The sequence below is a fragment of the Allorhizobium sp. GW101-3B10 genome (assembly GCF_059424725.1).
On sequence record NZ_JBWKZR010000001.1, the window covers coordinates 4,294,726 to 4,316,134 of the forward strand.

Here is a 21,409-nt window from a genome sequence, read left to right on the forward strand (position 1 = left end):
ATGGCTGAATTCCGTATGCCTTCGCTTGGCGCGGACATGGAGGCCGGGACGCTCGTCGAATGGCTCGTCAAACCTGGGGCGGTGCTGAGACGGGGCGACGTCATCGCCGTGGTCGAGACCCAGAAAGGGGCGATCGAGATCGAGAATTTCGAGGAAGGAATCTTCGAGGGCCCGATCGCCCAGATCGGCGCCAGGGTTCCGGTAGGAGCGCCGATCGCGCTGATACGGCGTCAGGACGAGCCGGCGGCGGCTGTCGCCCCAGGTGCTCCGGCTCCGCCGGCCCTGGAGGGGCCGCCCGCAGAGGCCCCCGGTCCGCCGCGGATGGCCGAGATTACAGCCGGCGCCCGGCAGCGACCGGAAGAGCCTGTGCCCTTGCCCGTCGCGGCGCCGCCGACGGCTGCCGAGACAGCGCCGGAAAGGGTGCGTGCCTCGCCGGCGGCCCGGCGCCATGCGGCGGATCGCGGCATGGATCTGTCACTGGTCAAGGGCAGCGGCCCCCATGGGGCGATCCAGCTTCGTGATCTTGAGGGACAGGAGGGCCGTCAGCCGAGCCTTGCCGCGCCGCCCGAGGAAGCCGCCGCGCAGCCGATGACCGGTATGCGCGCCGCGATTGCTGCCGCGATGGCGCGTTCGAAACGGGAAATCCCGCATTATTACCTGGCCCACAGGATCGATCTCACGGCCGCGGAGGCCTGGCTGTCGAACTTCAACGCCCGACGCGATCCGGCGGAGCGCGTGGTTCTGGGTGCGCTCTTCGTCAAGGCGGTCGCACGGGCGACGCGGAAATATCCGGAATTCAACGGGCATTTCACCGACGGCATCTTCCGCCCGAGCACGGTCGTCCATGCCGGCGTGGCGATCAATATCCGCGGAACCGGCCTCGTGGCGCCCGCCATCCATGATGCGGATGCGCTTGGCGTTCCGGAACTGATGGCCGCCATGCGCGATCTTGTCGGGCGGGTCAGGGCCGGCCGGTTCCGTTCGTCGGAACTGTCGGACCCGACGATCACGGTGTCCAGCCTTGGCGATCGCGGCGTCGAGACCTTGTATGGCGTCATTTATCCGCCGCAGGTCGCCATCGTCGGGTTTGGCATGCCGGTCACGGAGGTTCGCGCGTTGGAGGGCCTGATCGGTCCGCACAGGATCGTGCATGTCACGCTGGCCGGAGACCACCGGGTAAGCGACGGACACCGGGGCGCGCTTCTTCTCTCCCACATAGACCAACTTCTGCAGAAGCCGGAGGGACTATGACCAAGCAGGAACTGGAGACGGTGCTGACCGAGGCGCTTCGGCGCATAGCGCCGGATGTCGATGTTGCGGAGATAGACCGGGATGGGGACCTTAGGCAGGAGTTCGACATCGACTCCATCGACTTCCTCAATCTGATTACGGCGTTGGGAAAGCGCTTCTTGCTGCCGATCCCGGAAGAGGACTATCTGAGGCTTCGCAGTTTTGCGGCGATCGTGGACTATCTTGTGGAGAAGGTTGCCTAGAAAACACCGACACGTCGTTTGACGTGCCGGTTCGGGATCCCGCTTGCGCAGGCGCCGTCGTGTCGCCGAGAAGGCCTACTTGACCTCGATCTTCTTCGTCTCCGCCACTGCTCCCGCCGGCTTCGGGATCGTGACCGTCAGCACGCCGTTCTTGAAATCTGCCTTGACGGTGTCGGCATCGATCTTGAAGGGCAGGGTCATCGTTCTCTGGAAGGAGCCGGCGGAACGCTCGATGCGATGGAACTCGCGCCCCTTGTCTTCCTTTTTCTCTTCTTTCTCGGACTTCTTCTCGCCCTTGATCGTGATCCGGTTGTCGATGACCGAAACGTCGATGTCTTTCTGCTCCACGCCGGGAAGATCGGCCGTCATGCAGACCTCACTGTCGGTCTCGCTGACATTCGACCGTACCGCGAAGCTTCCCGCCAAAGCCGGCAGGCCCTGGTCGAAATCCTCGAAAAGACTGTCGATGCGTTTGCGCAGATCCGCGAACGGGTTCTTGTCGTCTTCCTTGTCGCCCCACAGGGACTGCAACCAACTTCCACGCGCCATGTCGACACCTCCATTGCCTCGCTAGGGAAAGGCACTCTCGCAGTCGAACAGGGCCGCGACATTGACGGCCGTCAATCCAGCCCGGTGATGGAGGCGCTAGAAGAAACCAAGCCAATTTCCGATGATCGGCAGAAGAACGGGCTTCAGATATGTCGCACAAGAACATCCTCTTTCATTCGGCGGCGCGGGAAAAGATATTGCGCGGAACCGCCGCGCTTGCCGATGCCGTCCGCATCACGCTCGGTCCCAAATCGAAATCGGTGCTGATCCAGAAGAAATGGGGCTCGCCGATCGTCTGCAATGACGGCATCACTATCGCAAAGGAGGTGGATCTGGCGGATCCGGAAGAGAATCTCGGCGCCCAGATATTGCGGCAGGCCGCCGAAAAGACCGGAGATGCCGTTGGTGACGGCACCAGCACGGCAACCATTCTCGCCCACGCGATCTTTGCCGACGGCACGCGCAATGTCGCAGCCGGCGCCAGTGGCATCGACATCAAGCGGGGACTCGACCGCGGTCTCAAGATCTGCGTGGAGACGCTGCGTTCGATGTCGAGACCGGTCGAGACACGGAAGGAGAAATCGCAGGTCGCGGCCATCTCCGCGCATAATGATCTGCTGATCGGCGATCTGATCGCGGATGCGATGGAAAAGGTCGGTGATCAGGGCGTGATCACGGTCGAAGAGTCGAACACGACCGAAACGATACTTGAGGTCGTCGAAGGCATGCAGTTCGATCGCGGCTTCATCTCGCCCTATTTCATTACCGATGCCGACAAGATGGAGGCGGTGATCGAGGACGCCCATGTTCTCGTATGTGATCGCAAGATCAGCCATATCAACGACATCGTTCCGCTGCTGGAGCAAGTTGCCAAGAGCGGGCGGCCGCTTCTCGTCATTGCGGAGGACGTGGACGGGGAAGCCTTGGCCACGTTGGTCGTCAATCAGCTTCGCGGCGTCTTTCACGCGATTGCCGCCAAGGCGCCTGGCTTCGGCGATCGCCGCAGGGCCATGCTGGAAGACATCGCCATTGTGACGGGGGGACAGCTTGTCTCGGAGGATCTCGGCAGCAAACTGGAAACGGTGGAGATCGCGCAGTTGGGGCATGCCAAGCGCGTCATCAGCGACAGGGAAACGACGACGATCATTGGCGGCGCTGGAACCAGGGACGCCATCGAGGGCCGCCTTCGGCAACTCCGGACGCAGATCGAGAAGACCAAGAGCGACTACGACCGGGAAAAGCTGGAGGAAAGGGTGGCCAAGCTGTCCGGAGGGGTTGCGGTGATCCGTGTCGGCGCGCCCTCCGAAGCGGAACTGAAAAGCAGAAAAGAGGCCCTCGACGACGCCATCAATGCGACCAAGGCCGCCGTGGCCGAGGGGATCGTGCCGGGCGGCGGGCTGGCGCTCCTGCGCTGCACCGGCACCCTCGAGCAAGAGCAGACGCGTAGCCAGGGCGACGAGAAGACGGGTCTGGAAATCCTCCGCCGGGCGCTGAGCGCACCGGCGCGCCAGATCGCGGAAAACTCCGCCGTCGATGGCGGCGTCGTCGTTGCAAGGATGCTGGAGGGCACAGGCAATATCGGATTCGACGCGGCGCAGAACCGTCATGTCGATCTGATCGAGGCCGGGATCATCGATCCGACCAAGGTGGTGAGGGTTGCACTGGAAAACGCCGTCTCGGTGGCGAGCGTGTTGCTGCTCACCGAGGCGACGATGACCGAAATTCCCGAAGAGGAAAAGGCGGAGCGAGGGAGTGGCGAAGGCCTGCACGTCTGATGGCGGCAAGAAATGGCGACCGGCCGCCTCGCGTGCGGATCGCAAGGCCGGTGCGGCGTTCGTCACCGTGCCGCTTGGGTCGCATTATCCGTTCTGGCTGCCCCGCGGTCCCGGATGATCGGCGTCAGGCGCCAGGACGGCGTCGCCAATGGCATGGAACATGTTGGACATGATCTGCCATTCCCGGTCGAGGCGACGGGCCGCCGTTTGCCAGCGGCTGGCGTCGGGTTCTTTCGGGGCGGGATGATTGGCAATTGTGGATTGGTAGAGATCGACGATCCGGGCGGCGGCATGTTCCCGCGAAAAAGGCTCGGCCGTCTCAAGGGCCGCCTGACGAAGTACGGCTCTTTCCTCCCCCTGCCGTGTCTTCACCCAGTCGAGTGCCCGCGCGAACGCCTCCGGTGATGAATCCTGTGGCACCAGGCGGCCGTTTTCTCCGTCGCGGACGATCTCCGTAGCGCCGGGCGCATCCAGTGCGACAACCGGAGTGCCGGCGGCCATCGCCTCGGCGAGCACCAGTCCCTGCGTTTCCGATTTCGACGAGAAGGCGAAGAGATCCATCGCCGCATAGGTGTCGGCGAGGGCGGTTCCTTCGACCGAACCCATGAGATGCACCCGGTCGGCCAATCCCTCGGCATCAAAGCGGCTTCTGATGGCGGTCAGCATTTCGCCCTCGCCGGCGACGAGGAAGTGTGCCTCTTCGTGGGAGCGGAGAAACAGAAGTACCGATGCCGCCAGGAATTCGAGATTCTTTTCGGCGGCGAGACGGCCCACATGGCCGACGACAAAGGCATAAGCCGGAATGCCTGCGGACGCGCGAGCCTTCGCGCCATCCCCACCCGCGAAGAAGGCAAGATCCACTCCGGTCGGTATCAGCGATAGCGGTGTCTTGACACCATGATCGGTGAGGTGGCGGGCGATGCTCGCGCTCGGCGCGATCACGGCGTCGCAGAGGTCGCAATAGCCGAAGGAGAGGCTAAGGACGAGCCGCTGTATGGCCTGCGCATCCGGGGCGACATGGTGGCAATAGCACTCATATCGGGTGTGATAGGTGTAGACGACGGGCCGGTCGAACTTGGCCGCCACGCGCAGCGCCAGCGAGCCGAGCAGGAAGGGGTGGTGCGAATGTACGATATCCGGCTGGAAGGCGTCGAGCGTGTCATCAAGGAGCCGAGCCAGGGGAAGGGGGAGGGAAAAATCGCTGCCGGCGAAATGCTGGACGGCCGGCACGCGCAGGACGTCCGGCTCGTCATTCCGCGTGATCCCGTATTCCGGCGCGACCACGAGCACGCGATGTCCGAGGCGCCGCAGGTCTTCGGTCAGCCATGCCACGCTGTGGGCTACCCCGCCGACATGCGGGGTGAAGGTGTTGGTGAACATGACAATGTTCATCAGCCGGCGGATCCGCCGGAACGGTGATTGCTTTTCTTCGTCAAGACCCTGCCTTCTGATAGGTGCCAATGATTTCCGTGGCGGCGAGGACATGGCCGCGTATCGCCGACTCGATCTGATCCTTGGATCCCGGCGTCAAATGGTCAAGCAGGCGATCGAGAGCATAGAGCTTGAAAAAATAGCGATGCCTGCCGATCGGCGGGCACGGGCCGCCGTAGTCCTTGCGCTTCCAGTCGTTGATGCCGGTCACGGTCGTTCCGGGCAGGACCGATACACCGGCCGGGAGACCGCTAAGGTCCGGAGGCAGGTTGTAAAGTATCCAATGGACCCAGGTCATCCTGGGGTGGGCGGGATCCGGCGCGTCCGGATCATCGACGATGAGCACCAGGCTTTTCGTTGCCATCGGCACGCCCGTCCATTCGAGCGGCGGCGAAATGTCCTGCCCCTCGCAGGTATAAAGGCTCGGGATTTTTCCGTTAGGGGCGAATGCGGGTGAGGTTATCGTGAAGGCCATCCTTGTGCTCCCTTCGTTTGAAACCGCCGTCCGGTCATGGCGATTGCAGATCTTTCGGCTGGCGACCGGTCTCGCCGACCTCTTCATCATCTGCACCTTCCCGGTCTCCCGCGTCACGGCTGTGACGCCGGTGCGTCTCGTGGATCGAGCGGACCGTGCGGACGACCTCGTCGTCCAAAAGGGGAGGGTCGCAGCGCAAGCGGTTCCAGGCAAGCATCAGTTCCATGACCACCTCGGGATCGACACCATGCCAAAGCAGGTGTCCGGTGAACGAGGCGATGGTCGTGTTCCTGCGCCCTGCCTCCACGCCCTCCCGCGCCAATGCACGCCAATAGGACAGCGGGTGTCCGAGCCCGCGTGCCTCACCCTCCTCTTGAGCGCGAAGCCAGACGGGAAGACGGGCAAGGGCGATCTCCTCAGGCGCATGGCCTTGGCGCCAGCGATAGGGTTTGCCGCTCGGGTGAATGGACGGGGGCGCGACAATAATCCCGCCATCCGCGCGCAGGTCGAGACCGGGCGCAAAACCCGTCCGGTTGCGGATGTCGCCGCCAGGATGGGTGAAATAGAGGTGACGCCCGCCTCCGCCTGTCATGGCTTCGACCGTCTCGGCCAACTTGCCATGGGTCTCTTCCAGAGCCGCGAGCGCCGCGCTGCCGCCATGCGCCGGGTCGACGTCGAGAACCACAAGTCCCGAGCGCATGCCGGTCACGACCGCGACGCCGGCTTGCGGCCACATCGCGTACCAGCCTCGCACCTCGTTCGCCTCCGGCATGCGCTCCTGCAGTTCGGTCCAGGCGATGAGCGGTCGTTTGCTGTGGGGCGCGACCGGCAGGGGAATCCAGCCAAGCGCCCGGTATCGCAGCGCCGCCATCTGCGCCGGAGGCTGGTTGCGCCTAGCCATCGCCGGCCTCTCTTGCGGTGATTCTGTCTGCTTCCTTCAAGGCGTCCAGCACGTCCTCGTCAGAGAGTTGCGGAAAATGCCGACAATGAAGACCCACGGCCTGGAAGTCGACAGGCGTTTCCAGGCAGATCACGTCATCCGCCGCGCGGCGGAGGACGGGAAGAATATCGACAGAGGATACGGGAGCGGCGACCACGATCTTGTCCGGATGCCGCAAGCGCAGGCCCTTGATGGCCGCGCGCATGGTCGCGCCGGTCGCGAGGCCGTCATCGATGATAATGGCGATCTTGCCCTTGATATCCCGATCCCGTCGATCCCCGAGATCGAGGCGTCGCCGCCGCTGGATTTCCTGCAGTTCACGCTGGCAGCATGTCTGGAAGTCCTCTTCCGAAATCCCGTGACCGGCGATCACCTCTTCGTTTCGGACGATCGCCGGGTGCTCTCCGTCGATGACTGCGCCCATCGCCAACTCCGGAAAGAAGGGAAGGCCGATCTTGCGCACGAGAGCGAGTTCAAGGGGAGCGCCAAGGGCTTTTGCCACCTCCAGTGCCACCGGCAACCCGCCGCGCGGCAAGGCGAACACGGCAAGGGGCCGGCCGACATAGGCCTGCAACGCCACGGCGAGCCGTCGTCCGGCTTCGCCGCGATCTAGGAACGGCATGGGGCGCCTCCCGGGTTCTCACTCCGATGACGAACAACAAGACGCGGTATGGCTGATCGTTGCATTGACGTTGCTCAATGCGGCTACGGGCTTGCTGCTGCATTGTGGATTGAGAGTTACCGCCCAAGAGGGGGCGCAGATGCGGCTTTTTCTTTGTGGTGACGTCATGACAGGACGCGGCATCGACCAGATCCTGCCACATCCCGGGGATCCGATCCTGTTCGAGAGCTACGTCTCTTCGGCCCTCCGCTATGTCGAACTTGCGGAACGGGCGTCGGGCCCGATCCCTCGCTCGGTGCCGCTCGGCTATATCTGGGGCGATACACTGGAGGCGCTGGACAGTCGCTCGCCCGATTTGAGGATCGTCAATCTTGAGACCAGCATAACGGCTGAGGGCGTCCCTGAAGCCAAGGGCATCAACTATCGCATGCACCCCGAGAACATCGGCTGCCTCACGTCGGCGAAGATCGATTGCTGCGTGCTGGCCAACAATCATGTCGCCGATTGGGGGCTGTCCGCTATGGAGGAGACGGTGCGGCATATCGCAGGAGCCGGAATGGCAAGCGCCGGTGCCGGCGATGATGGCGAAGCCGCGGCGCGTCCGGCCATTCTTCGCGGTCCCCTGGGGCGGCGCGTACTTGTCTTCGCCCTCGGCTGCGCGTCCGCCGGCGTCCCGTCGCACTGGGCGGCGGCAGGCCGGACACCGGGTGTCAATTTCCTCCCCGACCTCGGGCAGGTTGCCCTGGGACGGCTTGGCCGGGAAATCGCAACATGGCGCGAGCCAGGCGACGTCGTCATCCTCTCCATCCATTGGGGGCCGAACTGGGGATACGACATCCCCGAGGCGCATCGCCGTTTAGCCCGCGCATTGATAGACGAAGCCGGCGTCGATCTCGTTCACGGCCATTCCTCGCATCATCCGCTTGGGCTGGAGGTCTACCGCAAGAAGCTGATCCTCTATGGTTGCGGCGACTTCATCAACGACTACGAGGGCATACGAGGCCATGAGGCCTTGAAGCCGGAACTGGCACTCGGCTACTTCGTCGACTTCGACGAATGCGGCGATCTCCGCGAACGTTTCGAGATGGTGCCGTTTCGCAGGCGGAAGTTCCGCCTCGAGCGCGCTTCAAGCCAGGACGCCGCCTGGCTTGCCGAGGTCCTCGACCGCGAAAGCCCAAGCTGTCGCATCGCGCTTTCGCAGGGAGATGTCTTGACGGGCATCAATGCCGGCGGATGAGGTTGCGCTATTGGATTCCCATCTGGTGTTCGGCGTGGCTGCGGATCGAGAAGATGCGAACCGCTGCATTCCCGAGCGATCGCGGTGAGACCGGACAGCCTTGAAGAACAGAACGAGGTATAGTGATGGAGACACCTGTCGAGATCGATAGCCACGGTGTGGAGATTTCCCCCGCACTTCGCGAGATGCTGAACGAGCATGTGGGTGAACTGGAGACGCGCTATGGCCGGATCACGAGTTGCCGCGTGGTGGTGACGGGGCCGGGCCAGCGGCATCGTACGGGCGGGCTTTACGACGTGCGCATACACCTGGCGCTTCCCAATGGTCGTGAAGTGGCGGTCGACCATGTCGATCATGGCGACGAGCGCTATTCCGATCTCCATTTCGCCATCAACGACGCGTTCAAGCGGGCGCGGCGGCAATTGCAGGACGAGGCGCACAAGCTTCAGGGCGAAACGAAGCACCATGAACCTCAGCCGATCGGCACGGTCGCGCGGATCGATCATGCGGGCGACTTCGGCTTCATCACCGCATCCGACGGCCGCGAGGTCTATTTCCACCGCAACAGTGTCGTCGCAGGCAGTTTCGACGACCTGGAGCCGGGCACGCGCGTCAGCTTCGCCGAAGAACAGGGTATCAAGGGCGACCAGGCGAGTACCGTGAAACCGCTGGGAAAGCACGCTCTGCGATAGAGGGATGTGGTGTCCCGGGGAAGGCGGCTGGATAGCGGATGACCATGTTCAGCGCTGCGCCCAGGTGTCGCCGACCTTGACATAGGAGCGCTTGACGGCGGCCCAGGCAATGCGGTGCGCGGCTTCTTCCCGACGCGGGTCAGTGGCATGGGCAGCGAAAGCGTGATTGAACGCCTCGCGATAGATGTCCTGGGCGTGGCGGGGCAGGACGTGGCGCACCGGCGGCGGCAGATCCGAATTCGTCGCATAAGGCATAGGCCGCTCCGACAACAGGGTTCAGACCGGACGTCTGGGTCCAGCTGCCTTGCGGCTAGCCGCGCCGTGCCAGCGCTGGCCACAGATTGCGCAGCGGCAGGGGCAGTTGATCGATGACCTTTGCCGTTTCTCCCGGATCGAGCTCCTTGAAGACGACCTCGAAAACGCCGCGCGCGGCTGTTGCCGGGTCCATCGGGAAATTCGCCGGCAATTCCCCGGCGATACGGCCGCAAAACGCTTCGACCGTGTGCTCCTCTATCGGCTTTCCGCTGATTTTCCAGCCTTCGAAAAACAATCCGCGGATGACCATGGGCAGCTGTGCGCTGAAATGAACTGCGGCCTCCGGCGGCAGCCTGTCCCGCAGCGCATGCAGGGTTGCCCGCAGTGCACTATAGGCATGACGGCGTTCCTCGACGTGAAGTTCTTCCGCCGTCGCCTTGAGCCAGCGATTGGCTTCCTGCACGGTATGGTCGAAAGTGGGATGTCCAGTCGTCATGATGAACTCCATGGCGTTAGAGTGGATCCCGACAGGCCGGCGATTGTCTCATGACCGGTTGCCCGTCGAGGACGCTTTCAAGGCTGCAGGTGGAGGGCAGATTCCAGACAAGGTAAACGAGACTGCCGTGCCGACATTGACGGGCATCAATGGGGAGAAAGAAGCATCATCCGCTGAGACAGCACGCAGCATCGGCCGCCCGAGATCTGCCTCAAAGGTATTTGCGCTCGACGTCCTCGCAGGAGTAGCCAAGTGCGGCCAGCCCCTCGGCCAGATGGTCTCCCAGCAGCGGATCGCCCAGCAGATAGTCGGCGGTGCGCCTGTTGTGGGCCTCGGCCGCCTGGATGCGGAGGTCGGTCCATTCATTTGCGTCATAGTTGTCGCGGCCAAGCCAGGCGAGGGCTACGAGGTCGATCTGCTCGTCGATGGACAGGTCGTCGATCAGCGAGCGGATCTCCTCCTCCACCGGGTCGTCCGGCGTATCCTCCAGAACGGAGAGTTCCGCGTCATCGGAAGGATTGGAACCGGAATCCGGATCGGTACCCTCCTCCTTCACGTCAAATTCCCTGGCCTTTATGATGAGGAAGCAGACCTTCTCCACTGGGATCTCGATGTCGACCCGTTGCGGGACGTCGATGGGATGTTTCATTGATCTTTGCCTTCCGCCGTTTGACGCGACCTTGTGGGAGAAGAGGGCCTCCCATCAAGACTAGACCTAATGCTCGTCCCGCGCCTGTCATTGACCGTCGTCAACGGTGCCGGTCATTCGCGCGTTGATGACTGTCCCCTGACGAGATCTATCGCTCCACGTTCGATCAGAAATGGCTGACGATCGGATCGAGGATGGAAACGAAGTGTCTGGGCCCCCGAATTCATAGGTCCTTGATAAGGCCCGCCTCTCCAAGGTCTTTGGTTCGATTCCGTTCAAGGCGAAAAGCTCATCCCCTGGGCCAATTGCGATACAACGATTAACGCATACAAGGGCGGCTTTGCGCCCTCATGTCAGACATAAAGGCTACCGTCGCACCTGCCTGAAAGCAGCCATCGTCACGACCAAGGCTCCACTTGCATGTGTGCCGATGCCTGCGCGTCTTTGTGCGGGCTGGCCCATCGAACCGGCAGGCCGCCTTAGCTAGCTCAAGCAAAGATAGGAGGGATCTCAATCAGCTTCCTGGTGTCGCCGCCAGCCTTCTCGACGATGTTGAATACAGCCGTTAGCATGCTAGGTACATCCTGCCGTGCCATCTCGATGTCGTGTCCGAGAAGCGCCACGAAGGGATCCCAGTCGAAGCAGCCGATGATGGGGGATGTGCCTTCGAAATGCGGAGACGTCTTGATCCAGCGCATGACGCCTTCGAGCGAGATCGTTGAGTTGACGAACATGCCGCGCGGCACGCTGCCTTCGCTGTCAGCCATTGTGCTCAGCGCCTGAGCGGCCTTCTCCGGCGCATAACCGCAGGCGAGAATGTGGTGCTCTTCGATCGGAACGTCGAGATCCTGGTGGGCCATGCGGAAGCCCCGGATACGTTCGGCCGTGTTGTGATCGCGGCCGCGGCCGCCGATGAACAGCAGCGGCGACTTCGCACCCGTCTTACGTTCGACATTGATCAGCGTCCGCCTCGTCAGTTCGCGCGCGCCTGCGAAATTGTCCGAAATGATCGAGGTGGCCTTGGTTCCCGGTAGGTCGAGATTGAGGCTGCGGGTGCCGGCCGCAAGGCAGATGTCGGTGATCCGGTCCGGGTCCGTGGCGCCGGTCGAGATCAGCCATTCGACCTGGTAGGATAGCATGGTGCGAGCTGCTTCCACCTCGAGATCCGGATCACGTAGCGTACAGGTGATGATCGGGAACAGACCACGTTCCCGGGCCATGATTTCGAAGGTCTCGACGATCGAGCCGAAATAGCGGTTGTCGTATTTTGGCACGATCATGCCGATGATGCGGGATTTTTCGCGCCGCAGGAGGCTTGCCTGCATGTTCACCGCATAGCCCTGTTCCTCGGCGATCCGGGTGATCTTTTCGGCGAGCTGACTGCTGATCCGGCGTTTCTTCCAATTGCCGTTCAGCACGGCGCTGACGGCACTGGCCGATGTGCCGGCAAGCGCCGCCAGATCGTAGATCGTCGTCTTCTTTTGTGGGCGCTGCTGATTCACGAATTCCTCCTGCTCAACCCAGCTTGACATCAAACAAGGAAAGTGGCAATTGATGCTTCATCGATTGAGCAAAGGTGCTCCATCGATGATACAGGTTGGCTGTGGAGGGTCGACCGGGAGGCGTTCAGCCAGTGCCCATGTCTTGCAGCGCCGACACGCTCGGCGACGGAAGATGTTCTGCGTCATCATGTCAGGCGACGCGGAATGGGTGAGGGGAGCGAAGGTCCGGACTGGTCTCTCGACGCGGGCTGTTCCATTCAAGGAGGAGAATGAGACATGAAAATTCGTTCCATGCTGCTGGCAACCGTCGGTCTCGCCGCAATGGTTTCCGGTTCTGCTCTTGCGCAGGAAGGGGCAACCGTTGCCTTCCTGATGCCCGACCAGGCATCGACACGCTATGAAGAGCACGACTATCCGGGCTTCAAAGCCGAAATGGCCAAGCTTTGCCCGACTTGCACCGTCATCTATCAAAACGCCAATGCGGACGTTGCGCTCCAGCAGCAGCAGTTCAATTCGGTCATCGCTCAGGGCGCCAAGGTCATCGTCCTTGATCCGGTGGATTCCGCTGCAGCTGCCGCTCTTGTCGAGATTGCCCAGTCCCAGGACGTTAAGGTGATCGCCTATGACCGTCCGATCCCTGACAAGGCTGCCGACTATTACGTCTCCTTCGACAACGAAGGCATCGGCCACGCGATTGCCAAGTCGCTCGTCGACCACCTGAAGGCGAGCGGCCTTCCGGAAGGTGCAGGCGTCCTGCAGATCAACGGTTCGCCGACCGACGCCGCTGCCGGCCTCATCCGTGACGGTATCCACCGCGGCCTCAAGGACTCCGGCTACAAGACGCTGGCCGAATTCGATACGCCGGAATGGGCGCCGCCGAAGGCACAGGAATGGGCCGCCGGCCAGATCACCCGCTTCGGCGCCGACATCAAGGGCGTGGTTGCTGCCAACGACGGCACCGGCGGTGGCGCGATCGCTGCCTTCAAGGCTGCCGGCGTCAACCCGGTTCCGCCGGTTACCGGCAACGACGCGACGATTGCAGCCCTGCAGCTGATCATCTCGGGCGACCAGTACAACACGATTTCCAAGCCGTCGGAAATTGTCGCCGCTGCCGCCGCCAATGTTGCGGTCAAGCTCTTGAAGGGCGAGACACCGGAAGCCAAGACGACGCTGTACAACACGCCGTCTGAACTCTTCGTACCGGCCGTCGTCACCGCCGAAAACATCAAGGCAGAAATCTTCGACAAGGGCATCCAGAAGCCCGACGAAGTCTGCACCGGTGAATATGCCGAGGGTTGCAAGAAGCTCGGCATCGTCCAGTAATGATCTCCCAAGATGCTCGGTCGGGGCTTGCTCCGGCCGGGCGCGACCCGTTTCGAAAGAAGAGCGTCTCGTTATGCAACGAAATGACATTGGTTTGCCTCCCAAGGGCACGACCATCCTCAAGTTGAGCAATGTTTCGAAGAATTTCGGCGCGGTCTCGGCCCTGACCGACATCGAGCTGGAAGTGAAGGCCGGTGAGGTTGTGGCCCTCGTGGGGGACAATGGTGCGGGAAAGTCGACCTTGATCAAGGTCCTGGCGGGTGTGCACCAGCCGACCTCGGGTCGGATCGAGTTCTGCGGTCAGGAAGTCTCTCTCGATAGCCCGAGCCGTGCGCTCGAGCTTGGCATTGCGACCGTATTCCAGGATCTGGCACTGTGCGAGAACCTCGACGTCGTGGCCAATCTCTTTCTCGGTCATGAGATGTCGCCCTGGAATCTCGACGAGGTGGCGATGGAGGTGCGGGCCTGGACGCTGCTGCGCGAGCTTGCTGCGCGCATTCCTTCTGTCCGCGAGCCGATTGCCTCGTTGTCCGGCGGCCAGCGCCAGACGGTCGCCATCGCCCGATCCCTTCTGCTCGACCCGAAGATCATCATGCTCGACGAACCGACCGCGGCCTTGGGTGTCGCCCAGACGGCCGAAGTGCTGAACCTGATCGAACGGGTGCGCGAGCGCGGTCTCGGCGTCATCATCATCAGCCACAATATGGAGGACGTGCGCGCCGTTGCCGACCGCATCGTCGTCCTGCGTCTCGGCAAGAACAACGGCGTCTTCAGTCCTGACGCGTCCAACCACGAACTCGTGGCTTCTATCACCGGCGCCACGGAAAACTCCGTTTCGCGCCGCATCGGCCGAAAGGCTGGCGAACAGGCCGAAAACGGCGGGAGCCCCGCATGAGCACTCAGATGTCGAACGAAATCAAGTCCACCCCGCTCGCCCTCGATCGCAGCGACGAGCGGGTCAAACATTCCGAAGGCCTGTCGGGCGTGATCCGTGCCTTCATTGCAAGGGTTCGCTCGGGCGACCTCGGCATGCTGCCGGTCGCCGTCGGGCTGATCGTCATCTCGACGGTCTTCAGCATCCTCAATCCGATCTTTCTGGCGCCGAACAACCTGGTCAATCTGCTGTTCGACTGCGCCACCGTCGGCATTATCTCGCTTGGCATCGTCTGCGTTTTGATCCTGGGCGAAATCGATCTTTCCGTAGGCTCGATGAGCGGCCTTGCGTCGGCGATCATCGGTGTCTTGTGGGTCAATTCCGGCATGTCACTGCCGCTCGCCATCGCTGCTGCCCTTGTTACCGGCGCTGCCGTCGGTGCGCTTTACGCGATGCTTTACAACCGGCTGGGCATGCCGAGCTTCGTCGCGACGCTTGCGGGTCTGTTGGCACTGCTGGGCATGCAACTCTACATCCTCGGCCCCACGGGCAGCATCAATTTGCCTTATGCGTCGCCGCTGGTCCGTTTCGGCCAGATCCTTGTGATGCCGGACTGGCTCTCCTTCCTTCTCGCGCTCGTGCCGGGGGCGATACTCATCCTGTCGGGGCTGATCATCCGGAAGCGGCGCACGGCGGTCAACCTGTCCACCCAACCGCTGAGCAGCCTGCTGGTCAAGGCGAGCCTGCTCACCGTTGCGCTGGAAGCTGTCGTCTTCTACCTCAATACCGGACGCGGCGTGCCGTGGATGTTTGCCCTGTTCGTATTCCTCGTCGTGGTCTTGAACTATGCCCTGACGAAGACCCAGTGGGGCCGTTCCATGTTCGCCGTCGGCGGCAATCGGGAAGCCGCGCGCCGTTCCGGCATCAATGTCCGCCGCATCTACATGAGTGCCTTCATGCTCTGCTCGACGCTGGCGGCGCTGGGCGGCACGCTGTCGGCGGCGCGGCTCGCCTCCTCGAGCCAGCAGGCGGGCACGGGTGACGTCAACCTGAATGCCATCGCTGCAGCCGTCATTGGCGGAACCAGCCTGTTTGGCGGTCGCGGCAGTGCCTATTCCGCGCTGCTCGGCATCATCGTGATCCAGGCCATTTCGAACGGCCTGACGCTTTTGAACCTCAGCTCCTCGCTGCGCTACATGATCACAGGGGCCGTGCTCGCCATCGCCGTCATTGTCGACTCGCTCGCCCGCCGCTCGCGCGTGAGCCACGGTCGCGCCTGAACATACTTCTGGAGGACAAAATGACAGATCTCATGAAAGGCAAGGTTGCCGCCATCACCGGAGCGGCATCCGGCATCGGGCTCGAATGCGCCCGCACCCTGATCGCCGAAGGCGCGACCGTCGTACTGATAGACCGCGCCAGGGACAAGCTCGAAAGCCTGTGCAAGGAGCTCGGCGAGCGTGCCAAACCGCTGGTCGTCGACCTGCTAGACGGTCCGGACGTGTCGAGCATGTTGCCGCGCATCCTGGAACTGGCGGGCCGGCTCGACATCTTCCATGCCAATGCTGGCGCCTATATCGGCGGCTCTGTGGCCGAGGGCGATCCGGATGCCTGGGACCGCATGCTGAACCTCAACATTAATGCCGCCTTCCGTTCGGTTCACGCGGTCCTGCCGCACATGATCGCCCAGAAGTCGGGCGACATCCTGTTCACAAGCTCGATCGCGGGTGTGGTGCCGGTGGTGTGGGAGCCGATCTACACGGCATCGAAATTCGCGGTACAGGCCTTCGTGCATTCGACCCGCCGTCAGGTGGCCCCGCACGGCGTGCGCGTCGGTGCGGTCCTGCCTGGCCCGGTCGTGACCGCGCTGCTCGACGACTGGCCGAAGGCCAAGATGGAGGAAGCGCTTGCCAATGGCAGCCTGATGCAGCCGAAGGAAGTGGCAGATGCAGTCCTCTTCATGCTGTCCAGGCCGCGCAACGTCACCATCCGCGATCTCGTGATCCTGCCCAACAGCGTCGATCTCTGACGCGGGCCGGACCCCGGGCAGCCCCATCAAAAGCCGACAGCAGAGCAGAAGACCATGACCCCAGCACAGATCTCGCCCGAGGGCGCCCCGCGTTACGTCATCGGCATTGATGTCGGAACGGGCAGTGCGCGTGCGGGTGTCTTCGACCTCAAGGGCCATATGATGTCGGTGGCCAAGCGCGATATCTCGCTCTTCCGCGAGGTGGGCTCGATCGTCGAGCAGTCGAGCACAGAGATCTGGAACGCGGTCTGCACCATCATTCGTGAAGCGGTCGCGTCCGCCGGTGTCGATCCGGCGCATGTCGTGGGACTGGGTTTCGACGCGACATGCTCGCTGGTCGTGCTGGGCGAGGGCGGAAAGCCGCTCGCGGTGGGTCCGTCGGAAGAGGCTGAACGCGACATCATCGTCTGGATGGACCACCGCGCCGTCGCCCAGGCCGAGCATATCAACACCATGGGCCATGACGTGCTGCGTTATGTCGGCGGTCGCATCTCCCCGGAGATGGAAACGCCAAAGATCCTGTGGTTGAAGGAAAACCGCCCGGCGACCTTCACCGCCGCTTGGCAATTCTTCGACCTCGCCGATTTCCTCACCTGGAAATCGACAGGCGATCTCTCCCGCTCGACCTGCACTGTCACATGCAAGTGGACCTACCTCGCCCATGAGGCGCGCTGGGATGCGAGTTACTTCGAGAAGATCGGGCTGAATGAACTGGTCAACGAAGGCTTCGCACGCATCGGCACCAACATCGTCGAGCCGGGCACCCGTCTTGGCCAAGGTCTGACGCAAGAAGCCGCTGATGCTATGGGCCTCAAGCCGGGAACCGCGGTCGCCGCCGGCATGATCGACGCCCATGCGGGCGGGATCGGCACGGTCGGCATCGGCGGCAAGCCCGCCGAGAACCTCGCTTACGTCTTCGGCACCTCCTCCTGCACCATGACGTCGACGGCGGAGCCGGTCTTCGTGCCCGGTGTCTGGGGACCCTACTATTCGGCCATGGTTCCGGGAATGTGGCTCAACGAGGGTGGCCAGAGCGCGGCAGGCGCAGCGATCGACCAATTGCTCTCGTTCCATCCCGCTGCGGCAGACGCGGCAGCGCGAGCACGCGGGGAGGGCAAGTCACTGCCCGCCTATATGGCGGAACGGGCCGCCGAGAAGGTCACGACTGCTTCAGAGGCGGTCGAGCTTGCCACCGGGTTGCATGTAGTGCCCGAATTCCTCGGTAACCGCGCGCCCTTCGCCGATCCCCACGCCCGCGCGGTCATCGCGGGCCTCGGGATGGAGCGGGACTTCGGCAATCTGGTCGCGCTTTACATCGCCGGCCTTTGCGGCATCGGCTACGGCTTGCGCCAGATCATCGAGACCCAGGCGAGATCCGGTGCTTCGGTGGAGCGTGTCGTGATCAGCGGTGGTGCGGGTGCGAGCCCTCTGGTCCGTCAGATCCTGGCCGATGCGTGCGGCAAGCCGGTCGTGGCGACCCTTGCGGAGGAACCGGTGCTGCTCGGCTCGGCGATCCTCGGCAGCGTCGCCGCCGGTGCTTTTTCCGAAGTTCGTGACGCTATGGGGGCGCTTTCCAATATTGCCGCTCAGTATGCGCCGTGTGGCCGTGAAGTGGCTGGAACTCACGAACGGCGTTACGAAGCATTTCTTAAACTTCAGGAGGTTTCGAGAATTATACGGTCCTTCTGATTTCTGCGGGCGGATTTTCGCAACCTGCCGGACGCGACCGCAGTGAACTGGGGCTGGCAAGGCCGCGTTGTGTTCGTTTCGGAAATGATTTGCGCTTTGCGCCCCCGCAAGAGAGCCGTTTGGCCGTAGCTCTTGATGGCCCAAAAGCAGACACGGGACGACAAAAATCAGAGCGCTTTCTTTGCGGGATACCAACCCCTCGCCGAATCCAAAGGTGCCTTGGTTCTGCGACGGACGCGTGATCCCCCCTCGCGGCCGCCATCAAGGTCGGCGATCCCTTGTCTCTCGCAACTGACGCTCGCCCGCGAGGAAGTGTTCGGCCCGATCCTCTCGATCATTCCCTTCGAGACCGAAGCCGAGGCATTGCAGATCGCGAATGCGACCGATTACGGTCTGGGATCCGCCGTCTGGACCTCGAACCTGTCCCGCGCGCACCACATGGTACGCGGCATCAAGGCTGGCGTCGTGCACGTCAACACCTATGGCGGCTCGGACATCACCGTGCCGCTGGGAGGTGTCAAGCAATCCGGCAACGGCCACGACAAGTCGTTGCATGCGCTGGAAAAATACACCGACCTGAAGACGGCATGGTTCCAGCTCTGACCACTGAAGATCCGGCCCGTCCATGGGCCGTCAAACCCGGCGACCCAGAGCACCGCAATTGTAATTAACATGTTCAATAATTGATCTGAATCAAGGCACCCGCTCTCCTCTCAGGCGAGGGTCGGCGTGTCGCGATCCGGGGAGTGGTCGCCCAACGGCCGAAAATTGGGGAGGATGCAGCCATGGGTGAGTTGTCGCTTGCTGCAAAGATTACGCATGTACCGTCGATGTTCATTTCCGAAGCACCAGGGCCGAACCACGGCTGTCGTCAGGAGGCGATCGACGGCCTGAAGGAGATCGGCCGCCGTTGTGATGCGCTTGGTGTCGACACCATCGTCGTCTTCGACACGCACTGGCTGGTCAATACCGCCTATCACATCAATGCGCGGACCCGTTACAAGGGCATCTACACCAGTAACGAGTTTCCGCATTTCATCCAGAACCTGGAATACGACTACCGCGGCGCGCCGGAGCTGGGCGACGAGATTGCCCGCGTCGTCTCTGCGGACGGAATCCGCATGATGTCGCATCATGTCGATACGCTGGACCTGGAATACGGGACGCTGGTTCCGATGCGCTACATCAACGCCGATGGCCGTTTCCGGGTCTTGTCCATCGCTGCCTGGTGCCCGTGGCACGAGATGAGCGAAAGTCTCCGCATCGGGCAGGCCGTCCGCAAGGTGATCGAGGCCAGTGACCACAAGGTTGCCGTTCTTGCCAGCGGGTCGCTCTCCCATCGCATCCATGACAACAACGCGGCCCCGGCCGGCATTCACACGATCTCGGACGAATTCTACAAGCAGGTCGACCTGCGCGTCATCGACCTCTGGCGCGAAGGACGCAATGCCGAATTCGTCCAGATGTTGCCGCTCTATTCGAAGCTCTGCCACGGCGAAGGCTTGATGCACGACACGGCCATGCTGTTCGGCCTCCTGGGCAGCGACCAATATCCGGGTCGGGCGGAAATCCTCACCAATTATTTCACATCCTCGGGGACCGGCCAGGTCAACGCCGTATTTCCGCTCGCGGCCTGACCTCGATAGTCCGCTGCATGATCCATGCAGCTGGTCCGCGCTCGTCCGATGAAAAGCGCGGATCGGACGAGAGGCGATCCGCGAATCGGAATGCCCATAGAAGGGTGAAATCGCTCAGTAAACCTTGGCTTCACCGGCTCCCTTGGCCGGTTCCACCGCCTTGAAATCGGCCAGCAGCTTGCTCGTGGCGTTGGCAAAAAGTGTGACGTCGTTGCCGATGGCGACGAAGGTTGCGCCGAGTTCCACATAGCGCCTGGCCAGCGCCAGATCACCGATGAGGATGCCGGCTGCCTTGCCATGCGCCTGGATCTTCACCAGGGCCCGTTCGACTTCGGCCTGTACCTCAGGCGCTCCGAGTTTGCCGAGATATCCCATGTCGGCGGCAAGGTCTGCCGGACCGATGAACACCCCGTCGACGCCCTCGGTCGCGGCGATGTCGTCCAGGGCAGCAAGACCGGCCCGGCTTTCGACCTGCAAAAGGAGGCAGATCTCGTCATTGGCCGTCTGCAGGTAATCGGGGATGCGGTTGAAGCGCGAAGCACGGGCGAGGGCAGCTCCCACGCCCCTTACGCCATGCGGCGGATAGCGCGTCGCCTTGACCAGATCCGCCGCCTGGGCGCCGCTTTCCACCATGGGGATCAGCAGCGTCTGCGCGCCAATGTCCAGCAACTGCTTGATGATCCAGGTCTCGCCGATCGGCGGCCGGATGATCGGGTGGCTTTGAGATCCCTTCATCGCCTGCAACTGCGCCACGAGCAGCGGAATGTCGTTCGGTGCGTGTTCGGCATCGAGCAGCAGCCAGTCGTAACCGGCCTCCGCCGAGATCTCGACCGTATAGGGATTGGCCAGCGCCTGCCAGAAACCGATCTGCGTCCGCCTTTCCCGGAGCGCCAGCTTGAAGGTGTTTTGCGGTGCGGGCATCGCCGGGTCCTTTCCCCTATTCGAAAAACAGGCTGACGGAGCCGTAGGGACCAAAATCCCCGACGATCGTGTCCCCATGACGAGCTTCTATCGGGCGGATGAAGGAGCCGGCCAGAACCACTTGCCCCGCCTCGATCCCATCGCCATACTGTGCAAGCCGGTTGGCGAGCCAGGCGACGCCGCGCGCCGGCTGGTTGAGCACACCGGCGCCGAGTCCGGTTTCCTCGACCTCGGCATTGCGTGAGACGATGGCGCCCATCCAGCGCATGTCGATCTGGTCGGGGCGCACCGCCCGGCCGCCGGTGACGATGCCGGCATTGGCGGCATTGTCGGAAATCGTGTCGAAGATGGTGCGCGTCTTTCTCGTCTCAGGGTCGATCCGCAAGATGCGGGTGTCGAGGATTTCGAGCGCCGGAGTCACATAATCGGTGGCGTTCAGCACGTCGAAGACGGTTATCCCCGGACCCTTCAGCGGCGCCTTCATCACGAAGGCGATTTCGGCCTCGATGCGCGGCTGGATGAAACGGTGCTTTGGCACTGTAGCGCCATCGTCAAACACCATGTCGTCGAACAGCACGCCGGAATCCGGGATGTCGATGTTCAAGGCATATTGCATGGCCTTGGAGGTGAGCCCGATCTTCCAGCCGATGACCTTGCGGCCGGCAGCGATCTTCTTCTTCACCCACGCACCCTGGATCGCATAGGCATCATCCATGCCGATGTCGGGGTGCTTCAGAGACAGGAGGCCGGTCTGCACACGGCTGCGCTCTGCTTCGTCCAGAGCCAGGGCCGCCGCTTCGATTTGCTTCTGGGTCAGCAT

The 21,409-nt window shown here is 62.6% G+C and carries 22 protein-coding genes and 1 pseudogene; 12 read left to right on the plus strand and 11 right to left on the minus strand.

The window, feature by feature from the left end:
- Both AC07Y0_RS21090 and AC07Y0_RS21095 read left to right on the plus strand, forming a co-directional pair.
- Positions 1-1,251, plus strand: a complete 1,251-nt coding sequence (locus AC07Y0_RS21090; protein WP_498679598.1) for a dihydrolipoamide acetyltransferase family protein — start codon at positions 1-3, stop codon at positions 1,249-1,251.
- The gene (locus tag AC07Y0_RS21095; protein ID WP_498679599.1) at positions 1,248-1,493 is read left to right on the plus strand and encodes an acyl carrier protein; all 246 of its coding nucleotides are present in this window, start codon (positions 1,248-1,250) and stop codon (positions 1,491-1,493) included. Before AC07Y0_RS21090 ends, AC07Y0_RS21095 begins: the two co-directional genes overlap by 4 nt.
- Before the next feature lie 75 nt (positions 1,494-1,568).
- Here the strand turns inward: AC07Y0_RS21095 and AC07Y0_RS21100 are convergent, their stop codons facing one another.
- Positions 1,569-2,042 carry an Hsp20/alpha crystallin family protein gene (locus tag AC07Y0_RS21100; protein WP_498679600.1) on the minus strand — a complete coding sequence of 158 codons (474 nt, stop codon included), beginning with the start codon at positions 2,040-2,042 and terminating at the stop codon, positions 1,569-1,571.
- A 149-nt stretch (positions 2,043-2,191) separates the two neighbouring features.
- Here AC07Y0_RS21100 and groL point away from each other — a divergent pair, with 149 nt between their 5' ends.
- Positions 2,192-3,817, plus strand: a complete 1,626-nt coding sequence (groL, locus tag AC07Y0_RS21105; protein WP_498679601.1) for a chaperonin GroEL — start codon at positions 2,192-2,194, stop codon at positions 3,815-3,817.
- Between the two features lie 84 nt (positions 3,818-3,901).
- Here the strand turns inward: groL and AC07Y0_RS21110 are convergent, their stop codons facing one another.
- The 4 genes from AC07Y0_RS21110 to AC07Y0_RS21125 are packed head-to-tail and all read right to left on the minus strand — an operon-like array spanning position 3,902 to position 7,243.
- The gene (locus tag AC07Y0_RS21110; protein ID WP_498679602.1) at positions 3,902-5,209 is read right to left on the minus strand and encodes a glycosyltransferase; all 1,308 of its coding nucleotides are present in this window, start codon (positions 5,207-5,209) and stop codon (positions 3,902-3,904) included.
- Positions 5,210-5,249: 40 nt separating this feature from the next.
- Positions 5,250-5,723, minus strand: coding sequence for a YbhB/YbcL family Raf kinase inhibitor-like protein (locus AC07Y0_RS21115; protein WP_498679603.1), 474 nt, complete (start codon positions 5,721-5,723; stop codon positions 5,250-5,252).
- Between the two features lie 34 nt (positions 5,724-5,757).
- Positions 5,758-6,624 (minus strand): bifunctional DNA primase/polymerase, encoded by an 867-nt coding sequence (locus AC07Y0_RS21120; RefSeq protein WP_498679604.1) that lies wholly within the window; start codon positions 6,622-6,624, stop codon positions 5,758-5,760.
- Positions 6,617-7,243: a phosphoribosyltransferase gene (locus AC07Y0_RS21125; RefSeq protein ID WP_498680301.1), complete on the minus strand. Its 627-nt coding sequence runs from the start codon at positions 7,241-7,243 to the stop codon at positions 6,617-6,619. The genes AC07Y0_RS21120 and AC07Y0_RS21125 overlap by 8 nt, the downstream gene beginning before the upstream one ends.
- Positions 7,244-7,424: 181 nt before the next feature.
- Here AC07Y0_RS21125 and AC07Y0_RS21130 point away from each other — a divergent pair, with 181 nt between their 5' ends.
- Together AC07Y0_RS21130 and AC07Y0_RS21135 are read left to right on the plus strand one after the other, a co-directional pair.
- Positions 7,425-8,522 carry a CapA family protein gene (locus AC07Y0_RS21130; protein WP_498679605.1) on the plus strand — a complete coding sequence of 366 codons (1,098 nt, stop codon included), beginning with the start codon at positions 7,425-7,427 and terminating at the stop codon, positions 8,520-8,522.
- Between the two features lie 125 nt (positions 8,523-8,647).
- On the plus strand, positions 8,648-9,214 hold the full coding sequence (locus tag AC07Y0_RS21135) for an HPF/RaiA family ribosome-associated protein (RefSeq protein ID WP_498679606.1): 567 nt from the start codon (positions 8,648-8,650) through the stop codon (positions 9,212-9,214).
- Between the two features lie 48 nt (positions 9,215-9,262).
- On the opposite strand, the gene AC07Y0_RS21140 is transcribed toward AC07Y0_RS21135, so the two are convergent.
- The 4 genes from AC07Y0_RS21140 to AC07Y0_RS21155 form a co-directional block, all read right to left on the minus strand.
- Positions 9,263-9,469 (minus strand): ChaB family protein, encoded by a 207-nt coding sequence (locus AC07Y0_RS21140; RefSeq protein WP_498679607.1) that lies wholly within the window; start codon positions 9,467-9,469, stop codon positions 9,263-9,265.
- Between the two features lie 55 nt (positions 9,470-9,524).
- Positions 9,525-9,977 carry a DUF2267 domain-containing protein gene (locus AC07Y0_RS21145; protein ID WP_498679608.1) on the minus strand — a complete coding sequence of 151 codons (453 nt, stop codon included), beginning with the start codon at positions 9,975-9,977 and terminating at the stop codon, positions 9,525-9,527.
- A gap of 199 nt (positions 9,978-10,176) precedes the next feature.
- A complete protein-coding gene (locus AC07Y0_RS21150) occupies positions 10,177-10,614 on the minus strand; it encodes a DUF3775 domain-containing protein (protein WP_498679609.1) in 438 nt (145 codons plus the stop codon).
- 488 nt (positions 10,615-11,102) lie between these two features.
- Positions 11,103-12,116 (minus strand): LacI family DNA-binding transcriptional regulator, encoded by a 1,014-nt coding sequence (locus AC07Y0_RS21155; protein ID WP_498679610.1) that lies wholly within the window; start codon positions 12,114-12,116, stop codon positions 11,103-11,105.
- A 276-nt stretch (positions 12,117-12,392) separates the two neighbouring features.
- Between AC07Y0_RS21155 and AC07Y0_RS21160 the strand changes: the two genes are divergently transcribed.
- The 7 genes and pseudogenes from AC07Y0_RS21160 to hpaD all read left to right on the plus strand — a co-directional run bounded on the left by AC07Y0_RS21160 (position 12,393) and on the right by hpaD (position 19,668).
- On the plus strand, positions 12,393-13,439 hold the full coding sequence (locus AC07Y0_RS21160; RefSeq protein ID WP_498679611.1) for an ABC transporter substrate-binding protein: 1,047 nt from the start codon (positions 12,393-12,395) through the stop codon (positions 13,437-13,439).
- Between the two features lie 73 nt (positions 13,440-13,512).
- Positions 13,513-14,334 (plus strand): ATP-binding cassette domain-containing protein, encoded by an 822-nt coding sequence (locus AC07Y0_RS21165; protein WP_498679612.1) that lies wholly within the window; start codon positions 13,513-13,515, stop codon positions 14,332-14,334.
- Positions 14,331-15,593 (plus strand): sugar ABC transporter permease, encoded by a 1,263-nt coding sequence (locus AC07Y0_RS21170; protein WP_498679613.1) that lies wholly within the window; start codon positions 14,331-14,333, stop codon positions 15,591-15,593. The genes AC07Y0_RS21165 and AC07Y0_RS21170 overlap by 4 nt, the downstream gene beginning before the upstream one ends.
- A 20-nt stretch (positions 15,594-15,613) precedes the next feature.
- A complete protein-coding gene (locus AC07Y0_RS21175) occupies positions 15,614-16,342 on the plus strand; it encodes an SDR family oxidoreductase (protein ID WP_498679614.1) in 729 nt (242 codons plus the stop codon).
- A 54-nt stretch (positions 16,343-16,396) separates the two neighbouring features.
- Positions 16,397-18,031, plus strand: a complete 1,635-nt coding sequence (locus AC07Y0_RS21180) for an FGGY-family carbohydrate kinase (RefSeq protein WP_498679615.1) — start codon at positions 16,397-16,399, stop codon at positions 18,029-18,031.
- A 291-nt stretch (positions 18,032-18,322) separates the two neighbouring features.
- Positions 18,323-18,634, plus strand: a pseudogene (locus AC07Y0_RS21185) (aldehyde dehydrogenase family protein); the annotation flags it as partial.
- 182 nt (positions 18,635-18,816) lie between these two features.
- Positions 18,817-19,668, plus strand: coding sequence for a 3,4-dihydroxyphenylacetate 2,3-dioxygenase (hpaD, locus tag AC07Y0_RS21190; RefSeq protein ID WP_498679616.1), 852 nt, complete (start codon positions 18,817-18,819; stop codon positions 19,666-19,668).
- 114 nt (positions 19,669-19,782) lie between these two features.
- Here the strand turns inward: hpaD and hpaI are convergent, their stop codons facing one another.
- Both hpaI and hpaH read right to left on the minus strand, forming a co-directional pair.
- On the minus strand, positions 19,783-20,589 hold the full coding sequence (gene hpaI / locus AC07Y0_RS21195; RefSeq protein ID WP_498679617.1) for a 4-hydroxy-2-oxoheptanedioate aldolase: 807 nt from the start codon (positions 20,587-20,589) through the stop codon (positions 19,783-19,785).
- 16 nt (positions 20,590-20,605) lie between these two features.
- Complete coding sequence (gene hpaH / locus AC07Y0_RS21200; RefSeq protein WP_498679618.1) at positions 20,606-21,409, minus strand: 2-oxo-hept-4-ene-1,7-dioate hydratase; 804 nt, start codon at positions 21,407-21,409, stop codon at positions 20,606-20,608.